This window comes from Sphingobacterium olei (assembly GCF_005048855.1).
GTDB classification, from domain to species: Bacteria; Bacteroidota; Bacteroidia; order Sphingobacteriales; family Sphingobacteriaceae; genus Sphingobacterium; species Sphingobacterium olei.
Window position 1 is genome coordinate 293,340 of sequence record NZ_SUME01000004.1, and the last position, 25,015, is coordinate 318,354.

Consider the following 25,015-nt stretch of genomic DNA (forward strand, 5'->3'; position numbering starts at 1 on the left):
TTTTCAATAGAACTGTAATTGTTATGAAAAGTCGGTTACCTATGTTGTATAGACTTTCATTTATTTTCATTGTGTTTTTTGCAGCTTCCTGTAGTGATGATGCTCCTATAGATGAACTAACTGAAGATCTTTATACCGTTAATTTTACCATTGATGGTTTTGCTACTACACCAAACCCAATGAAGAGTGGTGTCGGTCAGATTAAAAAATTAGCTTCTAATGGTCCATCAGGTACATCTACTGATACAGAAGGTAATTTATATTTTTGGTCATTTAATAGCGAAAGCCTAGATCCGGACATCCGTATAGCCGGAGGCGGTTCTCCTAGTATTACTTATAATAGTGGTATTGTGCCTAGTAATTTCGTGAACTCGACGTTTGCCAACGAGAGCTATGTTGCTGGTAAAGCTCTGAGTATAAGCAGTGGACGCGAACTGTTTATTAAGCTGCCTATAAAGCTGGCGACCTCTATTACGAGCTTTGGATTGGATATGGGTAGCACAGATACCGGACCTAAAGATTTTGAATTGTATTACAGTTCGGACGAAGGAACTAGTTATGAGCCAATAGAGCTAATTAATCAATTCGGTTCTTTATCAGCTAGCGCGAAGAATTCGTTTGTCTACGATCTTAGAGATAAAAATATTTCTGGTTCTTTCCTGTTATTTAAATTTGTTTTTAAGGCTGGAGAGCGAGGAATGAACTTACCGGATTATGGTGCCACCGGTGGTACCTTCCGTATCGATAATGTATACCTAAAGGGCACAGCAGAATCTATCTCTGGGCATATGCTTAAAAAACTGCACTACAATATTTTTCATCAGGACAAAAACGAAATCGTGTATAGTGGGGAGGTAGATTACGAGGACAATACCGATATACAAGTGCAATTGCCTTTAGGAAAATACTATGTATGTTTTGTGTCGAATGCTTCAAAGCAAGATTTATTGCTTCCATCAGATCCTTTGTGGAAAAGTTTCTATGTCAGTAATCGGTTTTCGAATTATGAAGCAGAAATTTTTGGCTACAGCACTGAACTCGATGTCAGCGAGGATGTACAACTGAATGTGGAGCTCATGAGATGGTACAGTCAGATCAAATTTGAATTTTCCGATCCGATAGGCTTATCAAAAGTGAAACGAATCCGAGTGAGTCAGGAACATGAACCGTTTTTCTTTTCGCCATTTGTAGCAGATCTCAGTAACCCGGTGTTGGATCAAACTGATATTGATCTGGGTATTGACGATCTTTCGACCAACAAACAAATCGTGTTTCATCAATTCCTAGGAAGCTTAAATGATTTAAAGGCTATATCGTATAAATTGGAGGTATTTGACGAAAACAATTTATTGCGGACGTTTATCGTGAACAGTACATTGAAGAATAATATGCAGCTTGTTTTTCGGGGAGAACTATTAAAGGATGTGCCGCAATCCCAAGGATTCGCGATTACAAGAAATGAAAATTGGGGAGATAATAGGGAAGAAAACTTTTAGATAAAGTATGGGGTTATCTCCTACATTTGCCCATGACAAACATAGGAGACGCCCTCATCAATACTATTTTCCTTTCCCTCTTATGGCATTAATGATTCCTTCTAGATTGTCATTAAATTCCAGTAGTTGTGCAAAGACTTTGTCATCTTTACCTAACCCGCCGTGTTTGTTGTTTTTTCGAAATATTTCTTTTATTTCTTCCCAACGTTTTTGTTCTTCGGGCTTGATTAATCTAGCCAATTCTTTTAATTTAAGTAAATTACTTTCTGTGTCTGCCGTCAATGTTTGGGACTCACTTTCGTAGTGGGCCAAGATGAGGTCATCAATTTCTTTCTTATTCATCATTGGGACGACCGAAGTGACAAGCTTATTCATATTCCGATAGGAACCCTGCATTTTAAAAGATGGTTCCGTACGATAAACATCTTGCATAGCCGCACTTTGGATATAATTTTTGTTAACATTGACGACCACATTGCGAATCGTCAGGATGTGTTTCAATACAGCTATGAAATCATCCACTTCTTGCTTTAGGTAATTTCCTTCCAGATCTGGTAATTGTTCTATCCCGGATTGTACGACTTCAATCAACGCATAAAAATCTCTAAATGATTTGCTGGCAATTTTTTCCAAATATGGATTTTCTATTGCTGCATTTTCGATCAAGCTCAGGTTAAACAGGTGCTCTGTATCTCCGATTACATCTCCGAGGTTATACACGTCAGCACGATTTGCCAACATATCCGGTATTTGAAATTTGGAACCGCTTTCGGTATATGGATTACCTGCCATTACAATGCAAAAGCGTTTTCCGCGCAAATCATAAGTTTTGCTTTCACCTGCGAAAATGCCATCCATTTTACGTTGACCATCGGCTAAAGAAATAAATTTCTGTAAGAATTCCGTGTTGAGGTGTTGGATGTCGTCGAGATATAACATCACATTGTCTGCCATTTCAAATGCCAGATTTATTTTTTTTAATTCTTCCCGTTCACCCGAGGTTTTGGCTTCAATGGGATCTATTGAGGTAATGGAGTGTCCGATTGTAGGCCCGTTGATTTTAACAAAATGTAGGCCCATGGTTTTTGCTAAGTATTCCATCAACGTAGTTTTACCGTATCCTGGTGGGGAGATCAATAACAACATACCCATTCTGGCGGTTCTCTTGTTATCGCCGGCTGCTCCCAGCTGCTTCGCTAAATTATTGCCGATTAATGGGAAATATACTTCGTTGATCAATTTGTTGCGAACAAATGACGTTAAGACTTTGGGCTCGAATTCATGAATTTTAAGCTCTTTCTCATATCCCTTGCTCAGTTGTTCTTTTACCTGCACAAAATCCTCAAAGCGCGGTACGTTGATGTTGGTAAAATAGGCTAATCGCCGCACAAAATCGTGGTAATTAATGTGTAAATGTCCGTTATTTAATAGCGAATGATTTCCTTTTAATCCTTCTATATCCGCTTCATCTTTGCCGAAGATTAATTCATAATCATCTTTTGGAAATAATAAAGCCGCTGCGGTTTCTTCAATATACTTACGATATATTTCGGACTTCACGTTTTCATCGATAAAAGAGTCTAGCCAGTTTAATATTAAATAGAATCGGTCTTCCAGCGCATATTGCTCGTTTTCTAAATCAGATTGAAAATCTTTTAACGATTTTTTATTTTCCAATAAACGGAGAAAATCTTGTTTCAATTGATCTGCACTTTCGCTGAAGACCAGTCTGCCGTATTTGGTAAAGGCCTGGAAAAGATACGTAGCAACGGTTTCCGCCTGAATACTGCTCAAGTCAAGACCAGTTTTCCAAGTATTAAACTGGCTAACGATTTGGTCAACTATCGATTTATAATGTTTCGAATGCGGGAATGCCTTCAGCACCGCGTGCGATGAATACATAAGTGCATTGAGTCTTTTACGCTGATCTTCGGGAAGGGAATGCCAAAATAGTTGTGCGATAGCACGTAAATGGGCATCGTAGCGCAGTAAGTCTAATTTTTCGTCTAATTGCTGAAGGCTTTTATAAATGTGTAGCGCATCAAAATTGTGGACACCTTTTACATAGCTTTCACTGTAATTCTGCTCTACATTTTGTGTAATAAATTGTTCTGCATCGAAATTTTTTTGTTGTTGAGAAGCTATAAAGGTCTTGTATGCTAAGTATTCTGCGCGATAAACTTCTGTGTTTTCGGAAACCAGTTCTTGTTCCCAAATATCTTTGTATGCTGTGATCTTGCTGTCCGCTACTTTTTGGTAAAAGCTTGTACCCGTTAAGTGGTAGTACAATTCGTCATTACGGCGCAATAGAGTTAAACTTAAGGATTGGTTGTTGACCGCAAATTTATGTTTTCCTAATGCAATGATGTTTTCTCCATCAACGTATAATTCTGTTTTGTCGCGTAAGACACGTAAGGCATCTTCTTGGGATTTTTTGAGCTGGTTTTCTAAATTTTCCGCTTTTGAGACATCATCCAATGTTTTGAGTTCGCCCACCAGTTGGCGGACTTTGTCAATCATTAAATCGGATGCGTAAAAGCTCAATATTTCTTCTCGTGATGCTAAGGTTTTGGATTTGTTCTCGATGTTTTTTAGTACACGTAGTCCGATTTGCTCCAAAGAAGATGTACGTTTGTTTTTCTGTTCAACGATTTGTTCGCGGCGTGAATTAAAGGCTTTAATGACCTCATCCCGTTTGTCCGCAACTTTTAGCGCAAAATCGTCAAACTCGGAAAATTTGCTTTCTATTTCCTCTAGGTGGACAACAATTTTAGTGTAATATTCTTCAACTTTTTCGGTAGAGGTTGACAGCTCCAGGTAATTTGTTACAGATTGCTCCAGCAGCGTCAATTGTGCAGAGAATTCGGCAACAGCCTCTTTACTTTTTAAACTGTTTAATTTTCGGGTTAGTTGTGCACGTACCTCGTTCAATGAGGAAAAAATAACCGATATTTTCTCAATTATTTTAGTGGTCTGTGTTGCATCATCGATTTTTAAGCTGTTTAGAATGTCGATCAGCAATTCTAATTCTCCTGAAATACCGGAGTTTGCTTCTTCAATTGTCCTGGCGTCGAAGACTTTGTTGATTTCTTCGACTTTTCCTTTTTGATCTGACACCTTTTGTTCATATGGAACCAATGCTTCGTCGCGCAGTAAGAATTCCACAGTCTTTGTAGATAGGGAAGATGTGATTCCACTTAATTTTTCCAGTAGCATGTCCACGCGTGGGATATCCACGTACTTGATGTTCTTCAGGTCGATCACCTCGCCTTGTAAACGACGCGCGTCGGCTAACTGATGTACCAATTGATCCAGTGCGTTGACGACAGTACTGTTGACTTTAAAAGTAAGGTTTTCTAGTTTTTCTTCTGTTGCGTGTAGCAATTCTTCGGCATGCTTTCGCTGCGCCTGTACTTTTACAAATTCATCGATAGCGGTGTTGGCTACTTCTTGAATTTGGATCAGAGGTTGTCCTAAATTTTTAAGTGGCTCATCTTTTATCCAAAAATAAGAGTCAAGTAGCGACGTTGTTTTCTTGAGTATATCCTCATACAAACCCTCGTATGAATCTTCTTTGTTTATAAGTTGAATAACTTCCTGGGATTCCGCCATGGCCTGGACAATTTGTTTATTGCCCACTTTATATAACGGATCTTCTTTTCGGTCTTCATTTTCTTGTAAAACCGCCATATAAGGTGTCTCCCAAATCTGTACCTGATGGTGACGAGTGGCTTCGGCATCTGTTCGGAAATAGATGAGACTTCCGTCTTTGAAAATGGTATATCCATTGCAGACAATTGGTGTTTCTACCGCCTGTTGAATGATATTGTACGACATTAAAATATACGTATTGGTGCTCCGTTGCGTAAAAATGTAGAGATAGTCTTCACCATTAGGTGAAGCGATTTTTCGAAGAAAGGATACATTGTCTAACTTGGCATCGAAGATCTTATGCGTTCCGTTTTGAAGGTAATATCCATTTGAAAAGATAATACCTTGGTTATCCGGAAGCAAAATAGCAGATTCATTTAGAGAAGACAGGTTAATGACTTCTTTCGTTCGGACATTAAATACATAGGCTCTAAATTCTTCCTGATAAGGTTTAATGCGGATCGCGATCAGGTTTCCTAAATCAGCATAATAATACTCAGCATCATCAAGCTGCTGATCAAGATTACTTACCTTTTCTACGTAAATGCCTTTTCCTGAATCGGTATTGTCTTCTATTTTGAATGTAATATTTCCGTGTAACGCCTCGATAAAAACTTTGTCTAAAATGGACATGTGGGGAAATTTCCCCAGTCTACGGTCGTCTAGTGTTGTTTTTATCCAGTCAAATTCGAACTGAGGAGATAGTTTGACTTCGTGGATACTGCGGTCGTCCTGATAATGTAGTTTACGGTCTTTGATTAGCCATTTGAATGCTTTGAGATCTTCCGGATTCTTGCTGGTCTGGAAAATCATGTACAGGTAATTCTCTGTACGACGGAACTTTGAAAAGATGGAATCGCGGTAGTACTTGTATAAATTTTGGTAGTCAGTAATGAAATTTGTGTCATTGATCAAATCCAGCGACTGTGGAATAAATTGATCATTTTCAAAAGTATAAATGCTGAAAACATCATCTAATTTTATCTCGTTCCGTAATCCAAAATGTACATTGTAACCGAAGATGCACAACTTGTCGAGTGCTACGATGCCGCGTGCTTCACAGTTGTTTTCCGTAGTAATGCGCTGATTGGCTTTCAGCACAAAGCTCGTAGAATTGAACACCTCTTTACGCGCTTCGTTGAGGAGCTTTAACCGATTTGACAGGTCTTCTTTTTGTGTAAGAAGACGTTTTCTGATAATTTCGTAAGAACCTGAATCCAGCGTATCTGTACTTTTAATTTCCTTTTTTTGTAGCATATAAATAGGTAGCCCTCCGGGGACAACGTTAATTCCTGAACTATAATCTTATTGAGAAACTCGTTCCATCCCGCAATGACGACAAACGCATTCGCCATTGCGAGGGGAACGAAACTAGCCCGTTTAGGCAGGCTTTATCAATGGGATTATTATAATTTCTTATTCGAAATGCCCAAATTCTTAGCAAGGCCAAACAAGGAATTGATAAACCCAGTGTCTCCACTGTCGTCTGCTTCTTTGGCCGCCTGTTGCAATTTGATCAGCGCGGCTGAAACCGTAAGGTTCTTAATGTCATTGGATGAAATTCCGTATTTGTCAGCTAAGCTGCGAACTTTTTCAGCTAAATCACCTTTTCCGTCAGGACCTAATAAAGAGTCTTTAATGTCCAATGCATGTTGTGAATTATTAATCAGGTGATCGAAACCTTTCGAGTTCGAAACCTGGCGAACAATATTTTCGAAGAACATCGTTTCACCACCCACGATATCAATCTTCGCAGATTTTAGAGCTTCCGATAATACACTTGATTGAGCTGCTGCAATATCTTTTTGGATATGAATATGAGCGAGTTCAATATCACGTTCCTTTTGTAATTGTAACTTGAATTCTTCGTGTTCTTTTCCGATACCATCCAATTTCTTCATGGCTTCCGCTTTCTCTTCTATACCTCTAGCTTCTGCTAAAGCTTTTTCACGAACAATTTCCGCTTCCATCAAACCTTCCTTGCGCATAGCATCTGCTTTTTTCTCGATGATATTTGCTTCTGCAGCACCTTGGATTTGGACGGCTTCTGCTTTTGCGATCATTACTTCTGCTTCTGATAAACCTAATGCTGCGTCTTCTTTCGCCTGTGCTTCAGCTATGATTTTCCGGGCTTCAGCGTCTCTCGCGGAAGCTTCTTTCTTAGCGTCAGCTTCTATGAGCACCTCCTGTGCTTTCTTCTCCGCTATTTTAAGCGATGCATCGGCATCAATTATTTTTTTCTCTGCCTCTTGTTCTGCCGCAATTTTAGCTGCTTCTGCTGCCTTTACCGTAGCAATTAATTTTTCTTCCGCTTCTTGTGAGGCTGCTATCACACCTGCCTGTTTGATACGTTCTACTTCGCGGAAAACTTCCAGATCTTTTACACTTTGTTGCTCTTCAATAACCCCTTTTTCTAGCTGTACACGCTCTTTGATCACCCCTTGAATATTCTTTTTCTCGGTTTCAATAGATCGTTCTCTATCGATTTGGGCGAGCGTCACAATACGTTCGCGTTCAGTTTGTTCCAATGCCCTGTCTTTTTCCACACGTTCTGTCTCGACTGCATCTGTACGCAGTTTGTTTTTTTCAGCAATAATGATCTGACGTAATTTATTTTCTTCTTGGATAGCTAAAGACTCTTCAGTAGAAATGCGAACGGTTTCTGATTTTAAACGTTCTTCTTCACGAACTTTCGTTATCTCGGCGTCTTCGCGGGCTTTAATGTTATCTATTTCGCGACGTTGCTTTTCTTCTTTTTCTGCTAATTGACGCTCCAGTTCTAAAATAGCCTCACGCGCTTCTACATTCTGCTTTTTGATTACTTTTTCCTCTTCGCGACGGATGAAATTGGCGTTCATATTTTGTTTCGCCGTGAGTTCCGTGATTTTTTTGATACCCTCTGAATCCAATATGTTCTCGATGCTTAAGAACTTAAGTTCAGTTTGTTCCAAATAATCTATTGCACAGTCATCTAGAATATATCCATTCAAGTCTGTGCCGATGATATTGAGGATTTCATCACGAAATTCACGTCTTGCTTCGTACAATTCGATAAAATCGAATTTTTTGCCAACTGTTTTCAGAGCTTCCGAAAATTTGGCCTCAAAGATATTCTTTAATGTTTCGGGTTCACTCGCGCGATCACAGCCCAGATTTTGTGCTACATTGATGACATCGTCAACTGATTTGTTTACGCGAACAAAGAAAGCTACTTTGATATCTGCACGAATGTTGTCTTTACAAATTAAACCGTCACCTTGCATGCGGGCGATTTCGATTTTTTTAATGGAAATATCCATGATTTCCATTTTATGAAATACCGGAATCACGTACATACCTTTATTGAAGGCTACTTTTGACCCGCCTACACCGGTACGTACAATTGATTTACCTTGAGGAATTTTCTTGTAAAACATACTTAATACAATGAAGAAGGCTACGATAATAAAGATGATAGCGCCTATTCCTATCAAGACGACTCCAGTGATGCCATCTACGAATAATAATGTGTTACTTGCCATTTAGTTGATATGATTTAGTGGTTAAATGTTGTTTAAGTTTATATCCTTTGTTACGTAATAGTATTTTTTGTCTTGTGTCTCATCGATCACGATGATGTCGTCTCCATAATTTATTGTTTCACCATCTCTACTTTTCACATTAAGCCGGATAACGTCCTTATCAATGATGAATTCTGCCGAACCTACGCTTTCTCCTTGTATAGTAGACCGCATTCTACCTGTTCTTCCTAAAAAGTCAAGTGCCTCTTCTCCTAAATAACCGACATTTTTATAGAGTTTAACAACCGGAATGGTAACATAATGCATTAAAAAATAGGTCAATAGGAATATGGGAAGAAGTACAAAAACAGATTTCCATCCATAAGAAGAGAGATTAAATACGAAGGTAGATGCTATCGTTATCATCCAGCCGATAAATTTGAATAATGTCACGATTACCATCAGTGGTGCTTTGCCAATATTTATAAAATCCATAGCTTTAGATAAAAAGGATGGCTGCGCGTCAGCTTCGGCATCCAAATCATCCGGTGCATCAATATCTTGTATATCCGCACCGTCAAAATCGATGTCAATGTTAGCATCTCCAAAATCAAATCCATCGCCCAAAAACATAGTAAGAAGCCAGTACAGTAAAGATAGGCCAGTCAGGACCGTCATTATTGCATTTGGTAGTGGATTAAATAGTAGGTTTAAAATTTCAGCCATCGTATAGGTTTTTAATTTGTTATCGTTCTCTTTTGAAGGTATATAGCAATGCATATGTCCCCCCTGCTGAGGTAGTGCTTTCAATAGCTACAAGTTCCCAAGCCTCTCTACCCATTATATTTAGTTCTTCGTCAATTCGGTCGGTTTCAAAGCCGCTTTTTGTCCAACTGAACTTGGCGTCAATCTTGATCGTTTTGTATTCAAATGTTTTCATCGTTTAATCCTATTTGTTTTTTCAACTCGTTTAGTTCTTCGGCGACTACTTTATTCACCTCATCAAGCTGATTGAATTTGTCAGCCGCATTCTGAGCGGCTATCTCTCCATAAGCATCCGCTAAGGAAGCATCTTCTGCTACTTTTGCTTTCAGTCGCTCTAGCATATCAATTGTGCTATTGTTGTCCATATTAGCTATTTGCTTGTTTGCTAATTCCGATGCGGCACTCACTTTTTGTTTGGCTCTTAAAGTTGTCAATTCTTTTTCCCATTTTGAAATGTTTAATTGTAAAATTTCCAGATTTTGAGCAATTTCTTCTAACGTACGCTTGTGATCTTTTGCTTGCTTCTGCAATGTAAGTGTATGTTCTGAAAATTCCTTCTTTTGTAATAAAGCCTCTTTTGCGAGCTTATTTGCGACTTCAGCTGTAATCTCACCCGCATTGGCCTTTAGCAGGATCTGCATGGCCTTTTCTTCCAATTGTTTCGTTTTTTGTTTATTCTCCTCAATTTTATTTTCCGAGCGAATCTGAAATGCTTTCGCTTTAGCATATTGTTCGGTTGTCGTAGCAAGCTCCTCTTTCAGATCGCGAATACCTTGCTCGGTCATGCTAATAGGATCTTCCATCTTATCGACTAGGGCATGAATCTCGGATTGTCCGATTTTTAAAAGCCTTTTGAAAATATTCATCATGTTGTTGTCTCTATCTTGATTATAATTTTGAAAACTTGATTAACTGTTCGTAATATTCACTGAGAAGTAAGGAAAGCGAATTAATTGCTGCCTCGAATTCATTTTGATCAAGATTGTGTAATTGTAATGTATACCGAAATATCACACGTTTACCATCCTCTGTCAAAGCGAATGCACCATGTACAATATCTCTGTTCTTAATCAACAAAGCTTTAAAGGTAAATAGATTGTCATCGCTCAATGTGAAGAGATATTGTTCAAAAATAATAATAGGTGGTGCGACCCCAATAATGAGATTCCGTATACCATCTGCTTCGCTTTCTACAAGGAGTACTCCTTCTTTTGCATTCTTGGATACTACTATGAAATCGAGATCAGTAATGAATTTTTCTACCTTTTTAAAATGCATTGGCTAATAATTTTATATATTTGCTTATTATCTTTGCATAAAGGTAGTGAATGCAAAAATATTTTGCAATTTTTTTTTGAAAAAAATTATCAATGAGTCAGATCGGGAATAATATTAAGAAACTCCGTAAAGTGAAAGGGCTAAGTCAGCAGGCGTTTGCGGAACTTTTTGGATTAACAAGAGGTAACATCTCTTCATACGAAGAGTTTAGAGCCGAACCTCGTATTGAAGTTATCTTGCAGATTGCAAAATATTTTAGCATACCTGTGGCTGAATTGCTGGAAAAGCAGTTGACGGTAAATGAAATCTTAAATTTCGAAGATTACTTTGTTGACGATAGTGCGATAAAGAATGCTAAAAATTTGGCACAAATACCGTTTATCGGAAGAGAAGCGTTTCAGATGGGGCAACATGTGTTAGCTGACCTTGTTAATTTACCACAGATTTATTTTCCAGTCTATAGTAAGAGTAGTTTTATGGCTGTCGAAAACAATTCGTTTATCCCAAGACCGGTGTCGTTTCCGTTTGAGGAAAATGCCATCTTATTTTTTGAACATGTAGAAGTGGATATCCTGCATACACTGGACCAGCATTTTGGATTCTATTTAAAGGAGGAGAATTTGTTTTTTGGACAATATGAAGTAGAGGGTAAAGATATTGAATTGGTTTTAAATGATTGGAAGAAGGTTTCCTTCACTACGGAAGATGCCGTATGCTTTTGGAAGCTCTACGCAAAGTTTGAGAAGGTTTTATGATGTCGTTAATTTACAAAGTAAGAGATGCAATTGGGATGGATGCATCTCTTACTTTCATCGCTGGTACTATAGCGTGTGATATATTATGAAGGTTTCATCTCTAATTTCAAAAAACGGGCTGTTTCACTATTTTTCTGCTTGATTAGATCTTCGGGTATTCCCGAAAATAGAAGTTTTCCGCCATTTTTACCCCCCTCCGGGCCCATATCAATTACCCAATCGGCTACCTTTACAACATCTAGGTTGTGTTCAATAATTAAAACCGTATTTCCGCGATCGACTAGTCGATGAATTACACCTAAGAGTACGTTTACATCTTCGAAGTGTAGTCCGGTCGTCGGCTCATCTAAAATGTAAAACGTATTCCCTGTATCTTTTTTAGAAAGCTCGGTCGCTAACTTGACACGTTGCGCCTCGCCTCCTGATAGGGTAGTAGAGGATTGACCTAGCGTGATGTAACCTAATCCTACATCTTGCATCGTTTTTATTTTACGGTAAATCGACGGTATGTTTTCAAAGAAATTCACGGCTTCATCAATACTCATATCCAATACATCAGAAATTGATTTCCCCCGATAACGTACCTCTAATGTTTCACGATTGTACCGTTTTCCCTGACAGGTTTCGCATGGAACCTGTACGTCGGGTAAAAAGTTCATTTCGATAATTTTCATACCTGCACCCTGACATGTTTCACAACGTCCGCCTTTGACGTTAAAGGAAAAACGTCCTGGTTTGTAGCCTCGTATCTTTGCTTCTGGCAGTTGTACGTATAAGGTTCGTATGTCGGAGAAAACCCCGGTATAAGTAGATGGGTTGGATCTTGGCGTGCGGCCAATCGGACTTTGATCTATTTCGATTACTTTATCTATATCTTTAAGTCCTTCTATGTCTTTGTAAGGGAGAGGGTGCGCTTTTGCACGAAAAAAATGATGATTTAGAATAGGGTAGAGTGTGCCCGTTATTAAACTGGATTTTCCCGATCCCGATACCCCGGTTACCAAAATCAATTTATTTAAAGGGAAATCAACGGTTACATTCTTTAAGTTATTTCCTGTCGCACCAATTAAGGTAAGGTGTTTGCCATTTCCTTCCCGACGCTTCTCTGGAATTGCAACTTGTTTTTTGCCATTCAGGTATTCTGCAGTTAGGGATTTGGCTTTTAGAATATCTTTTGGCTTCCCTTCGGCGACGACTTGACCTCCGTGTACACCTGCTTCTGGACCCATATCGATGACATAGTCTGCATTCAAAATCATGTCTTTGTCATGCTCAACGACTAAAACAGAATTGCCGATATCCCTTAGATTTTTAAGTGAATTAATTAATCGTTCATTATCACGTTGGTGAAGCCCGATACTGGGCTCATCCAAGATATAAAGTACGTTCACCAATTGAGAGCCTATCTGAGTTGCCAGGCGGATACGTTGTGCCTCCCCTCCGGACAATGTTTTCGAAGAACGGTCTAAGGTAAGGTAGCTTAGGCCCACGTCCAATAGAAATCCCAAACGTGTACGGATTTCTTTGAGTATTTCCGTAGCAATGGTGCGTTGACGCTCGTCGAGACGATCTTCTAAGTGATCAAACCATTCCATCAGCATAGAAATATCCATTGCGGCAAGTTCACTGATGTTTTTGCCGTCTATTTTGAAATGGAGGGATTCTCTCTTCAACCGAGCTCCCTGACAAGTCGGGCAGGTTACTTTCGTCCGGAAATCTTCCAAAGACGGCGCGTCATCATTTTGTTTTCCGTTCATTTCTTCCAACATCTTGAAGATGCCTGAAAACTGAACCCGATATTCGCGGGCACCGTACGATCCGTAAGAAACGGATAACGGGATAGGTTCATCTGTTCCGAACAACAGCATATCAATCTGATCCTCCCGAAGTTTTTCAATCGGAGTAGCTAAATTGAAATCAAATTTATTGGCCACGGCTTTTATCACGGCAAAATTCCAGGATTCCCGAAGTGGACCTAAGGGGATTATTCCTCCTTTTTGGATACTGAGTTTGCGATCCGGAATAACGCTATTTTTGTCGATTTCAAAAATGTATCCCAAACCGTCACATTTAGGACAAGCGCCATAGGGTGAGTTGAAGGAAAACGAATTGGGTTGCGGCTCATCATACGAGATACCGGACTCTGCATCCATTAAATAGCGGCTAAAGAACTGCTCCTTGTTCTCTTTATTGGCTATTTTTATAATTCCTTTTGCCGTTTTCATCGCCTGCATCACTGAAGTATACAATCTTTTCTGATCTTTTTCATTGACCTGAAGGCGATCTACGACTGTTTCAATATCATGGATTTTATAACGATCTACCTGCATTTTAGGAACAAGATCTAGAATCTCGCCATCGACACGTACTTTGGTATATCCCTGTTTGCGTATTTGTTCAAGTAATTCACGATAATGCCCTTTGCGCCCTTTTACCACCGGAGCCAATATATAAATAGCTTGATCTGTAAATTCATCCAGAATGCGTTGTACGATTTGCTCTTCCGACATACGCTCCATGCGCTTGCCTGTCGCGTACGAAAATGCTTCTCCGGCACGCGCGTATAGTAGGCGTAGGAAATCATAGATTTCTGTAATGGTTCCTACCGTTGAACGCGGGTTTTTACTCGTGGTTTTTTGTTCAATAGAAATCACCGGACTTAACCCAGAAATCTTGTCTACATCCGGACGTTCCAGCCCGCCTAAAAACTGACGGCTATAGGCGGAAAATGTTTCCATATAGCGACGTTGGCCTTCAGCATAGATCGTATCAAAGGCAAGAGATGATTTACCGCTACCACTCAGACCGGTAATGACAACTAATTCATTTCTTGGAAATGATACGTCAATATTTTTAAGATTATGAACACGCGCTCCGAATACCTCTACTTCACTTTGATCCCCGAGGTCTACTGCTTTTGATTTCGTCATTGAACATTGAGTTTTTGCAATTTGCAAAGTTACAGATTTTTAAGACGACAAACGAAGGTGCTGAAAATGAATTAACTTTATTAAATTGGATAATTCAGCTTATCTACCTGAATTATTTCGTATATTGATTCTACTAAAATTCTTTTTGTGAAAAAAATTGATTTGAGTAAGCAAGAAATTGAAGTTGTCCAAGAGGTACTTGATCATTGGCAAGAACAAGGTCTTTTGGAACAGTCTAAAGTAAGGGAACTTCGGGAAAATATCGATGAAAGGGGATTTGAATGGAAAGCGTTAGCACGTTATGCGTTCTGGGTGGCGTTGGCCTCATTGATCTTCTCTGTTGTATCGCTGTTTTCTGATGATACATTGGTAAAGTTTGTCGAAAGGTTTTATGAAACACCGAATCTTGTTTTCTGTATTTTCTTTGGTGCTCTTGCGGCAATGTTTTACGTGTTGGGATTTAGGAATAAGAAAAAATTTCCAGAAAAGACCTTTTCCAATGAAACATTGATGTTGGCGGGTTCCTTTGCGACGGCTGCGTGCATCGGCTTTCTCGGGCAGGTCGTAGATCGAAATACAAATCATTTTACCATATTATTCTTGTTATCGATAATAATATATGGCGTCTTATCTGTGAAATTACAAAGTAAATTGATATGGGTTTTTACACTAGTGGCGCTCGGTGTCTGGTTTGCAACGGAAACTGCATACCATAGTGATTGGGGCTTTCGGTTTTGGGGAATGAACTATCCATTGCGATTTACTATTTTCGGAATCTTACTAACCGTATTTGCATTATGGGGGCAGCCGCGAATAAGTGTATTACAACCATTCCAGTCAACAAGTTATGTGGTGGGGCTCCTTTATACGATGCTTGCATTATGGTGCTTGTCTATTTTTGGAAATTACAGTGATTTTGCTGCTTGGACGGGCGTTCGGCAATATGAGATTTTTTATTGGGGATTATTAGGTGTCATACTTTCTTTAAGCCTCGCATTATATGGGATGAAAGTGAAGGATAGTGTCTCCAGAGATATTGGATTTGTCTTCTTTTTACTGAATCTGTATACCCGTTTTGTAGAATACCTGTGGGATAATATGAACCGTACGGTATTCTTTCTGATATTAGCCGTCTCTTTTTGGTTTGTAGGCCGTTGGTCAGAAAAAATCTGGAAAAAGAAAAGCGCTTATTAATTTATCTTGATACTGTAGGTGATGTCCACGCCCCCGGCAGCAAGCATGTCGTGTACTGAACAATATTTTTTAACTGCAAGTTCTGCGGCTTTATGCGCTTTTACTTCGTCAATCTGGCCTTTCAATACAAAGTTGATATGGATGGACGTGAAGATGTTAGGAATCTCGTCACGTCTTTGTCCCTCCACTACCACCTCAATATCTTCTATTTCTTGACGTTGTTTTTGAAGAATGGTCGTAAGGTCAAAAACACTACAGGATCCCAAAGCCATCAAAATAAGCTCCATTGGTCTTACACCTTTGCCCTCTCCTCCGATAGATTCGGAGCCGTCTATATTTACTTTTACAGTAGATAGTTCACTTGAGGCTTCAAAGTGAACCGCATTATTTTTACGATTTAAATGGACTTTCATATGAACTGTTTTAGTTGAACAAATATACGGATTTACTTGTCGATTGTATGTAAAATAAGTAAGGCCCGAGAGTATTTGCCGGGCCTTACTTATCGTTGTTTAAATCAGACTAAGGATATTTAACACCTCGGTACTTGGTAGCATCTACCTTAGGTACCCGTGCATTGTACTTGGCGTTGATTGCATCGATAAATAAGTTCGCCATCAAGGCATTTCCGATCGGTGTGAGGTGGATCCCGTCTAGCGAAAAGGCATTCCCCTGTATAAATGTAGCGTTAATATTTATCCCGTTATACGAAATTCCAGTTGTTTTTACTTTGTTTAAGTAGGCATGGGCATCGGCAACAGCTAATTGTTTGTTCTCAGCCAGTTGTTTGATTACGGTGTTAAATGCATTGACACGACCGGCTATTTCAGCCACTTCATCTTTATCGATTACAAATCTATCGTGTAGTGGATTTTGAATAATTAGACCATATCCCGGGATCCCGCTACTCGCTTTCCCTAACGTGTCAGTCGGAAAAGATAAGGTAAAGAGATCCTCCGCTGTTGCTACACGTGGTCCTGATGCCGTTGATATGTAAATTTCTTTGTATACTCCATTACTAGATGCTTCGACTCCTGCTTTTAAACGGGCAGTTGTTACTGTGGTAAAAAATGGTATTGCGGTTACATCTGGAATGGTGGCTACCACACCTTTTTGTTGGTTCGACGTTAATGTATTGATGAAATTACCGTACCTATTTGTGAAATCGGTTACGGAAGTAAAAGTCGTGGTAGGATCCCCAGGAGTTTCATAAGCTCCATTCATAGCGTAGCCTAGTACGTCATTGTTACCGAGCCAAAAAGAGAAAAAGCTATGATTTCTCGTTGTTACAAAGTCAAAATAACTTTTCGCGCCTACCTCGGCCTCTGGTAGTAGACGCTCAAAATAAATATTTAAAGCACCGAATAGAGGAACGTAAGCCAAATCTACCCGCATACCCGGTACGCCGTAGTTTTGTATTTCGCTGGTATATCGAGTAAGTTTTCCAGCTTCACGATATGCTAAATTAGACGTTACCTGCTCCATAACCGGTTGACCATCAGTTAGCGATTTCAATTGTAGGTAGCCCGATCCGTTCCGCTGTTCTTCCGAAAAAAATGGTGAATTGAAATTCCCTCCTCCAACACTTTTCAATTGCTCTGCAATCAAGTTTGGAAAAGCAACTTGTTGGCCCTCTAAATAAAGGCCTCCATCGGCGAATCCAGCAGTGAGCGAATTGCCAATAGCGATGTATTTTGAAAAATCTGCATTCGTGCCTGAAGATGATTCAAATGAATCTATTTCTGGGGCACAGGAATATGTGGTAAGTGATAAGGAAATAATTCCTAAATATACTTTTATTGTGTTTTTGGATCTTTTCATAATGTTGTTACCATTTGTAAGTTAGTGATATGCCCGGCGCATGGATATTTGTCTTATAGGTACCGGACAATCCAGAAGCTTTGTTTGTTACTGTACGTGCCTGTACTTGCTGAAGCACATATGCTGCAGTTAAGTCCCATTTGTCTGAAAGCAGGTAGGTGAAGCCAGCCGAAGCCATCACCCTGTTGTTGTCTGGCGTTTCTGGAGAAACATAAGGACCCCTTACTGGGGTGTATACGTATCCTATGCCCGCTCGCAACGTGAGGTTGTCACACGTTTTATAATTTACCCCTACCTTGCCAGAAAAAGCATTGTCGTATTTTTTCTCCTGACGGGTATCCTGTAAAACTGGTGTATTGTCCGCATAATCGAAGTCTAGACTCTTATAAATATCATATCCGATAAAAGTCGCATCAGCTGCAATGTCGACTTTCGAACTTGCAGGAAAGCTTATTCCAAAATTAAATGAAGCGGGTAGCGGTAATTCTGCGTTAAAAGTGGTATTGGGAAAGGATGCGGCAAGCGATGGAGGGACAGAAAAATCCGCATCACCATCTTTGAGCTTTGTAACAACTTTTGAACGGTAGCTTAGCGATAGGGATACGTTGTCTTCTAAATGGTAATGTACCCCCAGATTGTATCCCATACCTGTGCCTGTACCCGATAGATTCGCCTGGCCACTGCTGCCATCTGCCATAGTTACTGGTATTGAACGGGACAAATCAACCAGACCAACATTGTATACAAATCCACCACCAATACCAAAGTTCTCGGTGATCTTGAAACTTAATGTAGGTTGAATATAAATGGCTCTCATCTGCAAATGATTGAGTTCGTATTTTCCAGGCCAATCCGTTCCCCAATCAACCGAACCACCGAAAGGTGTGTAAACACCAATCCCGGCTTTCCACCATGAGTTTTTAGGACCGAAAGTGGCAAATACAGAAAATGGAGGAGTAATCTTGAATTTTGTGTTATGAATTTCTGTGCTATTGTATTCTCGAAAAGCAGAGCGGTACATAACAGCGGAAGCGCCAATGGCGATCCCGTTGCCTTCCATCTTAGCTAAAGCGCCAGGACTATAGAAAATGCTTGCCTCATCGATAAATAATGCCGATCCCGCACCGGCCATACCTACCGCTTTCTGACTCTGTGTATTGACCTGAGAACCCTGGGCAAATAATAAAGTGGGACTAGCCAATAATAAACTTAGTAGTAATTTTTTCATATGCATATAATTTTTCTGTTCGAAACTTCGGCGATAAACTTTGTATCACACCGGGTTCATACATGTATTCTGGTTAGCTAATGATGATAAAATATAATGCTAACATAGTATTTTTTTGTTAATAAAAATAATTTTTTATCTTTTTTTAATAGAGTTATATGAAATAGCTATATTCAAAAAAAAATAATTTGATATGAGTCAAGTAAAATTTAAAGGAAGTCCTGTAAATACAAAAGGTACATTACCACAAGTGGGGTCTAAAGCCCCAGATTTTTCATTAACCGGAGGGGATTTATCTCAAAAGACATTGGGAGACTTCGCAGGTAAAAAGGTAATTTTAAATATCTTCCCCAGTGTGGACACAGGTACATGTGCCGCATCTGTACGGAAATTTAATGAAAAGGCTTCGAGTTTGGAAAATACGATCGTTCTATGTATTTCTAAAGATTTACCTTTCGCACAGGGACGTTTTTGCGCAGCCGAGGGATTGGAAAATGTGGTTTCGCTTTCGGAATATAAAGACGCTAATTTTTCAGATGCATATGGCGTGAAGTTTATTGAAGGACCTTTGGAAGGTTTGTTGAGCCGTGCTATAGTGGTGTTGGATGAACACGGAAATGTGATTTATACGGAGCAGGTTGAAGAGACAGTAGAGGAGCCGAATTATGAGGCTGCGCTAGCTGCGCTGTAGACACTGGTCAATAGACCGTAACTTTCCTTCTATATGTTGTTTCGATGACTTGCATATAAAGGGAAAGTTATCTAAGTTTGGGCAATATTGCTTAATATGGAATCAAATACGCGTAAGACGGCCCTTATTACTGGAGTGACTGGTCAAGATGGGGCTTATTTAGCCGAATTTTTACTTAAAAAAGGGTACATTGTACATGGCTTAAAAAGAAGAAGTTCGCTTTTCAATACAGACCGAATCGACCATCTCTATCAAGATCCTCATCTTGATAATCGTAATTTTATTCTTCATTATGGAGATTTGACAGATTCTACTAATTTGATTCGTGTTATTCAGCAAACACAACCTGATGAAATATATAATCTGGCGGCTCAATCCCATGTAAAGGTCAGTTTTGATACCCCTGAATACACAGCTAATGCAGATGGTGTAGGGGCTCTTCGCGTACTGGAAGCGGTACGTTTACTAGGACTAGCGGAGAAAACGAAAGTCTACCAAGCCTCTACTTCTGAATTATATGGATTAGTACAGGAGGTACCCCAAAGTGAAACTACTCCGTTTTATCCGCGTAGTCCTTATGCTGTTGCCAAGATGTATGGATATTGGATTACAGTAAACTACCGTGAGGCGTATAATATGTTTGCATGTAATGGTATCTTGTTTAATCATGAAAGTCCGGTACGGGGAGAAACATTTGTGACACGTAAAATTACTCGAGCCGTTGCAAAGATCGCTTTAGGCTTGCAACATAAATTGTATCTGGGAAATCTTTCTGCTCAGAGAGATTGGGGGCATGCCAAAGACTATGTTGAAGCCATGTGGCTTATTTTGCAACAAGAAAAGCCTGAAGATTTTGTTATTGCTACCGGAGTGACGACAACCGTTAGAGATTTCGTGCGGCTGAGTTTTGCTGAACTTGGTATTGAAGTCGAGTTTAGTGGCCGTGGCGAAGGCGAAAAAGGTGTAATAATTGATAGAGATGACGAGCGTTTACAAGCATTAAATATCAATCCAGAGCACGTAAAATTCGGTCAGACGGTTGTTGAAGTTGATCCGAGTTATTTTAGACCTACAGAAGTAGATTTGTTGATAGGTGATCCTTCGAAAGCTCAAAATCAATTGGGATGGAAGCCCAAATATACGCTTGAAACGTTGATTTCTGAGATGGTGTTGTCAGATTTGCATCTGATGCATAAAGAGCAGTATCTTAAAGATGGCGGGTTTGATGTCCTTAATTATTTCGAATAAGCTAAATTGGAATAATTTTTGATATCCAATTGATTAATGAGAAATATTTACGACAATCTGAAAAAATACAGAAGTGAGTAAGGCTATGGAAGTTAAAAGTGCAGGTCAACAGAGCGGAGCGTCAGAAGAGAAAAAAGATAATTCTAAAATTTATTTTTTTATTATAGCTATAGTTGCGTTATTGATGACTAACGTCTATTTTTATGTGAAATTTAAATCTTCTGGCGAAAAGCTATATACCATAACATTAGAGAAGGAAAGCCTACAAATTGAAATAGATCGAATAGAAGCCGAATTGGATAATTTAAGCAATCAAGATATTGCATTGTCTGGAGAGATCATCGCCTCTGAGCGTGAGGCTAGAAATGTAATTGAAGGACTTCGGCAGAAACTAGAAATTTCAGGAATATCAGAAGATGAACTGGCATCTGCAAGACAACAGGTAATTCGTCTGAAGCAGGATGTCGCCGATTTGAAGGTCAGTATGAGTGAATTAAAACTTCAAAATGATATGTTGGCAAGGGAGAATAAACTCCTTTCATCTGAAGTCAGGGAAAGAGCACAGCACATTGAAGAAATAGCACAAAAAAATAAGGACCTTAATGATAAGGTTAATATTGCTTCTTCTATTAAAGTTTCCAATATACAGGTCAATGGCATTGAAATATCTAGAAGGGGTAATATTGAAATAGAAACTAAGGCAAAAAGGGTTGATGAATTACAGATCAAATTTACTATTGCAGACAATCCATTAGCCGTGGCAGGGAATAAAGATGTTTTTATTCGAGTCATAGACCCACAGGGTAATTTAATTGCCAACCCAAATAATATTTTTTATATTCACGGTGATAAGCTTCAATATTCTATCAAAGAGTCAATTCATTTTACCAATAGAGGAGAAGAATATCTATTTCTATGGAAAGATGCAGCTGGTGGATTTAAAAAAGGTGCGTATACCGTGTTATTATATGCTGACAATGCTATTATGGGTAGATCGAGTGTCGTTTTAAAATAACGTCCGTGCGTGGACAGTTGAAATATGTATCGCATTGAAAGAGGGGACACCTTCTTTCTCTATTTTCTCTTTATCAACCTCCCCCTCACCCGACTTTTTGTTTACATGCGCAAAACGGATCAATCAAGATTTCTAGGGATATTGTTGGTGGTAAGAGAAGGTTTTTCTTAAGCAAATTTCCTTTGTCGCTTAGACCGTGACTGGTCCATACTTTTTTCATCAAGAACTTTTTATTCAAAGGCATTCAAGAGCCTCTGCGAGGGTTTGTCTTGCCAAAAGTATGCAAAAGCGTGTCGCTCGAACCTTTTGGCCGTAAGGATAGTGCCTCCCATTGCCATTGCCAAAAGCTTCACAGGCGACATTTTTCGGGAATGTGGGGATAGTGCATTTGTAGTACAGTTATATACGTCAGCTGAATTGAAAAAAAACGGCCTTAGCGGATTTGGACGTGCAGGCAGCAGATGAAGTGTTGCAGAAACGTACAATCAGCACTTAACCAAGCAGATCTCAGCCTTTGAAATGGGATAGTGTGCCGTAGGCCTAAGAGCTGCACATTGCATCATCGCGTAGCCGGAACGACAAATACGGTACAGCCTTGACTCTTTGCTTCTTTCTCGTCAAAGGAGAAAGAAGGAGCCCAGCCACGGCCAGTGGCGGAAAGGTGGTGAAATGGGAATTTTCAAACTGTATAAAAAATAAGTTCTTTTAATAATGATAATCTCCACTTAATCCAACTACTAATCAAGTTTTGATACTATTGATGCAGATAGTTCAAGTGTGTTCAGATATTAATTTGTTAAATTTTCTTTTTTGGGAAAGACAAGCGATGCAACAATACTGATCGCTAGTATTCCGATAATGATGATCAAGGAGTGTACAGTTTTGAATCCCAGTTGTTCTAACCAACCATGTAGCAGCATCTTCGTTCCAATGAATACCAATAAGAAGGCAAGACCCACTTTTAAGTAATGAAATTTATGGATAACATTCACCAATAAGAAAAACATAGATCGCAGTCCCAAGACCGCGAAAATATTAGAAAAGAATACAATGTAGGGGTCTTTAGTGATAGAAAATATTGCGGGAATAGAGTCTACTGCAAAAATTAAGTCTGTAAATTCAATAACCAATAACACTAAGAAAAGAGGAGTCATATACTTTACACCATTTTCGACATGAAAGAAACGTCCTCCATCCATTTTGTGTGTGACCTTGAAATATTTGGAAGCAAATTTTACGACCCGGTGGTTTTGAGGATCTACCTCTTCCTCTGTGTTACGATTAATAAACATCGTAATGCCTGTATATACTAAAAAAGCTCCAAATAGATAAAGTATCCAACCGAATTTGGCAATCAATGCAGCACCTACAAAAATGAAAATACAACGTAATAAAATAGCCCCAATGATTCCCCAAACCAGTACTTTGTGATAGTATTTTTCCGGAATACCGAATGAAGAGAATAACAATACCATAACAAAGATATTGTCTACTGAAAGCGCGTATTCAACGACATAGCCCGTTAGATATTCGATGGTTAGGTTTTTGTTGTAAATTTGAATACTTGCAGCAAGATCAGACTCGATGATTTTGATATTATGGTAATTTTTTGCGATGATTTCCTTAAGTCGAGCTATATCGTGGATATTGTGTAGTTCATGTCCCCAAAAATAAAGTACTAGTCCGAAACCCAGAGCAAAAAGTACCCAGATAGTGGACATGATCGCTGCGGTTTTGAAGGAGACAGGTTTATCGCCTTTGGAAAACAATCCTAAATCTATAGCAAGCATGAGGATAATAAAAATAATAAATCCTCCAAAAAACATTAACTCGTGGCTCATATCTTATTTTTTTCTTTCTGTGGTGAATTTGACTAGTTGTTGTAACCCTGTTTTGTAGATGCTATCCGGAAATTGTGCTAAAATCTGAAAAGCTTCCTGCTGGTAAGCTAACATTTTTTCGGTTGCATAATCCAATCCACCACTGCTTCGCACAAAATCAATGACTTCTTCTATTTTTTTACTATCCTCATTGTGGTTTTTGACCAAATTAATAATTCGTCTTTTTTCTGCAGAAGTCGTTTTGCTTAAAGCATATATAAGTGGCAATGTCATTTTCTTTTCTTTGATATCATTACCTACGGGTTTGCCTATATCATCTACTCCAAAATCGAATAGATCGTCTTTGATTTGGAATGCAATGCCTACTTTTTCGCCAAATTCACGCATTTTTTCTACAATATCTGCTGTTGCATCCACTGATGAGGCTCCACAGGCACAACATGACGCGATAAGAGAAGCAGTCTTCTTTCGGATTATTTCATAGTAAATATCCTCTTTAATATCCAGCTTGCGTGCTTTTTCAATTTGTAGGAGCTCGCCTTCACTCATCTGCTCAACAGCTTCCGACACAATTCGGAGTAATTCATGTTCTTGATTGGCTACGGAGAGGAGCAAGCCTTTGGAGAGGAGAAAATCCCCCACCAAGACGGCAACTTTATTTTTCCATAAAGCATTTACGGAAAAAAATCCTCTTCGTTCATTGGCATTATCTACGACATCATCATGAACGAGTGAGGCGGTGTGAAGCAGCTCTACCAACGAAGCGCCACGATAGGTCGATTCATTAATGGTACCGCACAGTCCTGCAGAAAAAAATACAAACATGGGGCGCATCTGTTTGCCTTTTTGCTTGTATAAATATTGAGTGATAATATCTAGTAAAGGAACAGAACTTTGCATGGATTGCTTAAACTTTACTTCGAAAGTTGACAGTTCTGTTGCTATGGGTTTTTGTATCTCTTTTAACTTCAGCATGAATGATGGTAAATACCAAATAGAGTATAAATGATGCTTTAAAGATAAGAAAAATAACCTTATAAAGATTTGACAGTTTTATCTAATTCTTCAAACCACTCTTCTCCGTATTCGCGGATGAGGGGATCCTTCAAGAATTGGTAAACTGGGACTTGTAGTTCTTTTCCAAAACTACAGGCATCTTTGCAAATATGCCATTTATCATAATGAAGCACATCAAATTCCGGGTAATGTGTGGTACGAATAGGGTAGAGGTGACATGAAATCGGTTTTTTCCAGTGTATTTCACCTAGCTCATATGCTTTTTCGATAGCGCATTTAGTAATGCCATTTTCCCAGGTAACGTAAGCACACTCTTTATTGCCGTCTACACATGTCGTCGTGAGGTCACCGTCTGCGTCGATAACATGCGTGCCTTGTTCCTCAATGGCTTCAATTCCTTTGGCAGTCATGAAGGGCTTTACTTTGGTGTAAATCTCGTTTAATATATGTGTCTCATCTTTCCGTAAAGGTGCCCCTGAATCGCCCTCTACACAACAGATTCCTTTACATTTCGATAGATTGCAAACAAAATCGTTGTTTATCAAATCCTCATGTACTAACACATTACCGACCTCAATCATGACT

At 39.1% G+C, this 25,015-nt stretch carries 19 protein-coding genes; 6 read left to right on the top strand and 13 right to left on the bottom strand.

What is annotated here, in order from left to right; genetic code table 11:
- Positions 1-23 precede the first annotated feature (23 nt).
- A complete protein-coding gene (locus tag FAZ15_RS11270; protein WP_238387224.1) occupies positions 24-1,496 on the top strand; it encodes a hypothetical protein in 1,473 nt (490 codons plus the stop codon).
- A 63-nt stretch (positions 1,497-1,559) separates the two neighbouring features.
- Here FAZ15_RS11270 and FAZ15_RS11275 read toward each other — a convergent pair whose 3' ends face one another.
- The 6 genes from FAZ15_RS11275 to FAZ15_RS11300 form a co-directional block, all read right to left on the bottom strand.
- Positions 1,560-6,404 carry a DNA repair ATPase gene (locus tag FAZ15_RS11275; RefSeq protein ID WP_136901418.1) on the bottom strand — a complete coding sequence of 1,615 codons (4,845 nt, stop codon included), beginning with the start codon at positions 6,402-6,404 and terminating at the stop codon, positions 1,560-1,562.
- 149 nt (positions 6,405-6,553) lie between these two features.
- Positions 6,554-8,668, bottom strand: a complete 2,115-nt coding sequence (locus FAZ15_RS11280) for an SPFH domain-containing protein (RefSeq protein WP_136901419.1) — start codon at positions 8,666-8,668, stop codon at positions 6,554-6,556.
- 21 nt (positions 8,669-8,689) lie between these two features.
- Positions 8,690-9,373, bottom strand: coding sequence for a hypothetical protein (locus FAZ15_RS11285; protein ID WP_136901420.1), 684 nt, complete (start codon positions 9,371-9,373; stop codon positions 8,690-8,692).
- Between the two features lie 19 nt (positions 9,374-9,392).
- Positions 9,393-9,587: a DUF4177 domain-containing protein gene (locus tag FAZ15_RS11290; protein ID WP_136901421.1), complete on the bottom strand. Its 195-nt coding sequence runs from the start codon at positions 9,585-9,587 to the stop codon at positions 9,393-9,395.
- Positions 9,574-10,281, bottom strand: coding sequence for a PspA/IM30 family protein (locus FAZ15_RS11295; RefSeq protein ID WP_238387225.1), 708 nt, complete (start codon positions 10,279-10,281; stop codon positions 9,574-9,576). Before FAZ15_RS11295 ends, FAZ15_RS11290 begins: the two co-directional genes overlap by 14 nt.
- 19 nt (positions 10,282-10,300) lie before the next feature.
- The gene (locus tag FAZ15_RS11300; protein ID WP_136901422.1) at positions 10,301-10,690 is read right to left on the bottom strand and encodes a type III secretion system chaperone family protein; all 390 of its coding nucleotides are present in this window, start codon (positions 10,688-10,690) and stop codon (positions 10,301-10,303) included.
- 92 nt (positions 10,691-10,782) lie between these two features.
- Here FAZ15_RS11300 and FAZ15_RS11305 point away from each other — a divergent pair, with 92 nt between their 5' ends.
- On the top strand, positions 10,783-11,445 hold the full coding sequence (locus FAZ15_RS11305) for a helix-turn-helix domain-containing protein (RefSeq protein ID WP_136901423.1): 663 nt from the start codon (positions 10,783-10,785) through the stop codon (positions 11,443-11,445).
- A gap of 83 nt (positions 11,446-11,528) precedes the next feature.
- Here the strand turns inward: FAZ15_RS11305 and uvrA are convergent, their stop codons facing one another.
- A complete protein-coding gene (gene uvrA, locus FAZ15_RS11310; RefSeq protein WP_136901424.1) occupies positions 11,529-14,375 on the bottom strand; it encodes an excinuclease ABC subunit UvrA in 2,847 nt (948 codons plus the stop codon).
- Between the two features lie 147 nt (positions 14,376-14,522).
- Between uvrA and FAZ15_RS11315 the strand changes: the two genes are divergently transcribed.
- The gene (locus FAZ15_RS11315; protein ID WP_136901425.1) at positions 14,523-15,569 is read left to right on the top strand and encodes a DUF2157 domain-containing protein; all 1,047 of its coding nucleotides are present in this window, start codon (positions 14,523-14,525) and stop codon (positions 15,567-15,569) included.
- Here FAZ15_RS11315 and FAZ15_RS11320 read toward each other — a convergent pair.
- From FAZ15_RS11320 to FAZ15_RS11330, 3 genes are all read right to left on the bottom strand, one after another.
- Complete coding sequence (locus FAZ15_RS11320; protein ID WP_136901426.1) at positions 15,566-15,982, bottom strand: OsmC family protein; 417 nt, start codon at positions 15,980-15,982, stop codon at positions 15,566-15,568. The two genes, FAZ15_RS11315 and FAZ15_RS11320, sit on opposite strands and share 4 nt — an antisense overlap.
- A gap of 109 nt (positions 15,983-16,091) precedes the next feature.
- The gene (locus tag FAZ15_RS11325) at positions 16,092-17,390 is read right to left on the bottom strand and encodes an SGNH/GDSL hydrolase family protein (protein WP_136901427.1); all 1,299 of its coding nucleotides are present in this window, start codon (positions 17,388-17,390) and stop codon (positions 16,092-16,094) included.
- A gap of 7 nt (positions 17,391-17,397) precedes the next feature.
- Positions 17,398-18,618 carry an OmpP1/FadL family transporter gene (locus FAZ15_RS11330; RefSeq protein WP_136901428.1) on the bottom strand — a complete coding sequence of 407 codons (1,221 nt, stop codon included), beginning with the start codon at positions 18,616-18,618 and terminating at the stop codon, positions 17,398-17,400.
- Positions 18,619-18,811: 193 nt separating this feature from the next.
- Between FAZ15_RS11330 and tpx the strand changes: the two genes are divergently transcribed.
- The 3 genes from tpx to FAZ15_RS11345 all read left to right on the top strand — a co-directional run bounded on the left by tpx (position 18,812) and on the right by FAZ15_RS11345 (position 21,572).
- Positions 18,812-19,309, top strand: a complete 498-nt coding sequence (tpx, locus tag FAZ15_RS11335; protein ID WP_136901429.1) for a thiol peroxidase — start codon at positions 18,812-18,814, stop codon at positions 19,307-19,309.
- Positions 19,310-19,405: 96 nt separating this feature from the next.
- Positions 19,406-20,557 (top strand): GDP-mannose 4,6-dehydratase, encoded by a 1,152-nt coding sequence (gmd, locus tag FAZ15_RS11340; RefSeq protein ID WP_136901430.1) that lies wholly within the window; start codon positions 19,406-19,408, stop codon positions 20,555-20,557.
- Positions 20,558-20,642: 85 nt separating this feature from the next.
- Positions 20,643-21,572: a hypothetical protein gene (locus FAZ15_RS11345; protein WP_136901431.1), complete on the top strand. Its 930-nt coding sequence runs from the start codon at positions 20,643-20,645 to the stop codon at positions 21,570-21,572.
- A 788-nt stretch (positions 21,573-22,360) separates the two neighbouring features.
- On the opposite strand, the gene FAZ15_RS11350 is transcribed toward FAZ15_RS11345, so the two are convergent.
- From FAZ15_RS11350 to FAZ15_RS11360, 3 genes are read right to left on the bottom strand one after another with little or no spacing between them, the layout of a single operon-like run.
- Entirely contained in the window at positions 22,361-23,413 is a 1,053-nt protein-coding gene (locus tag FAZ15_RS11350) for a TerC/Alx family metal homeostasis membrane protein (RefSeq protein WP_136901432.1), read from the bottom strand.
- Positions 23,414-23,416: 3 nt separating this feature from the next.
- Entirely contained in the window at positions 23,417-24,388 is a 972-nt protein-coding gene (locus FAZ15_RS11355; RefSeq protein ID WP_136901433.1) for a polyprenyl synthetase family protein, read from the bottom strand.
- Positions 24,389-24,447: 59 nt separating this feature from the next.
- Positions 24,448-25,011, bottom strand: a complete 564-nt coding sequence (locus FAZ15_RS11360; protein WP_136901434.1) for a DUF3109 family protein — start codon at positions 25,009-25,011, stop codon at positions 24,448-24,450.
- Between the last annotated feature and the right edge of the window lie 4 nt (positions 25,012-25,015).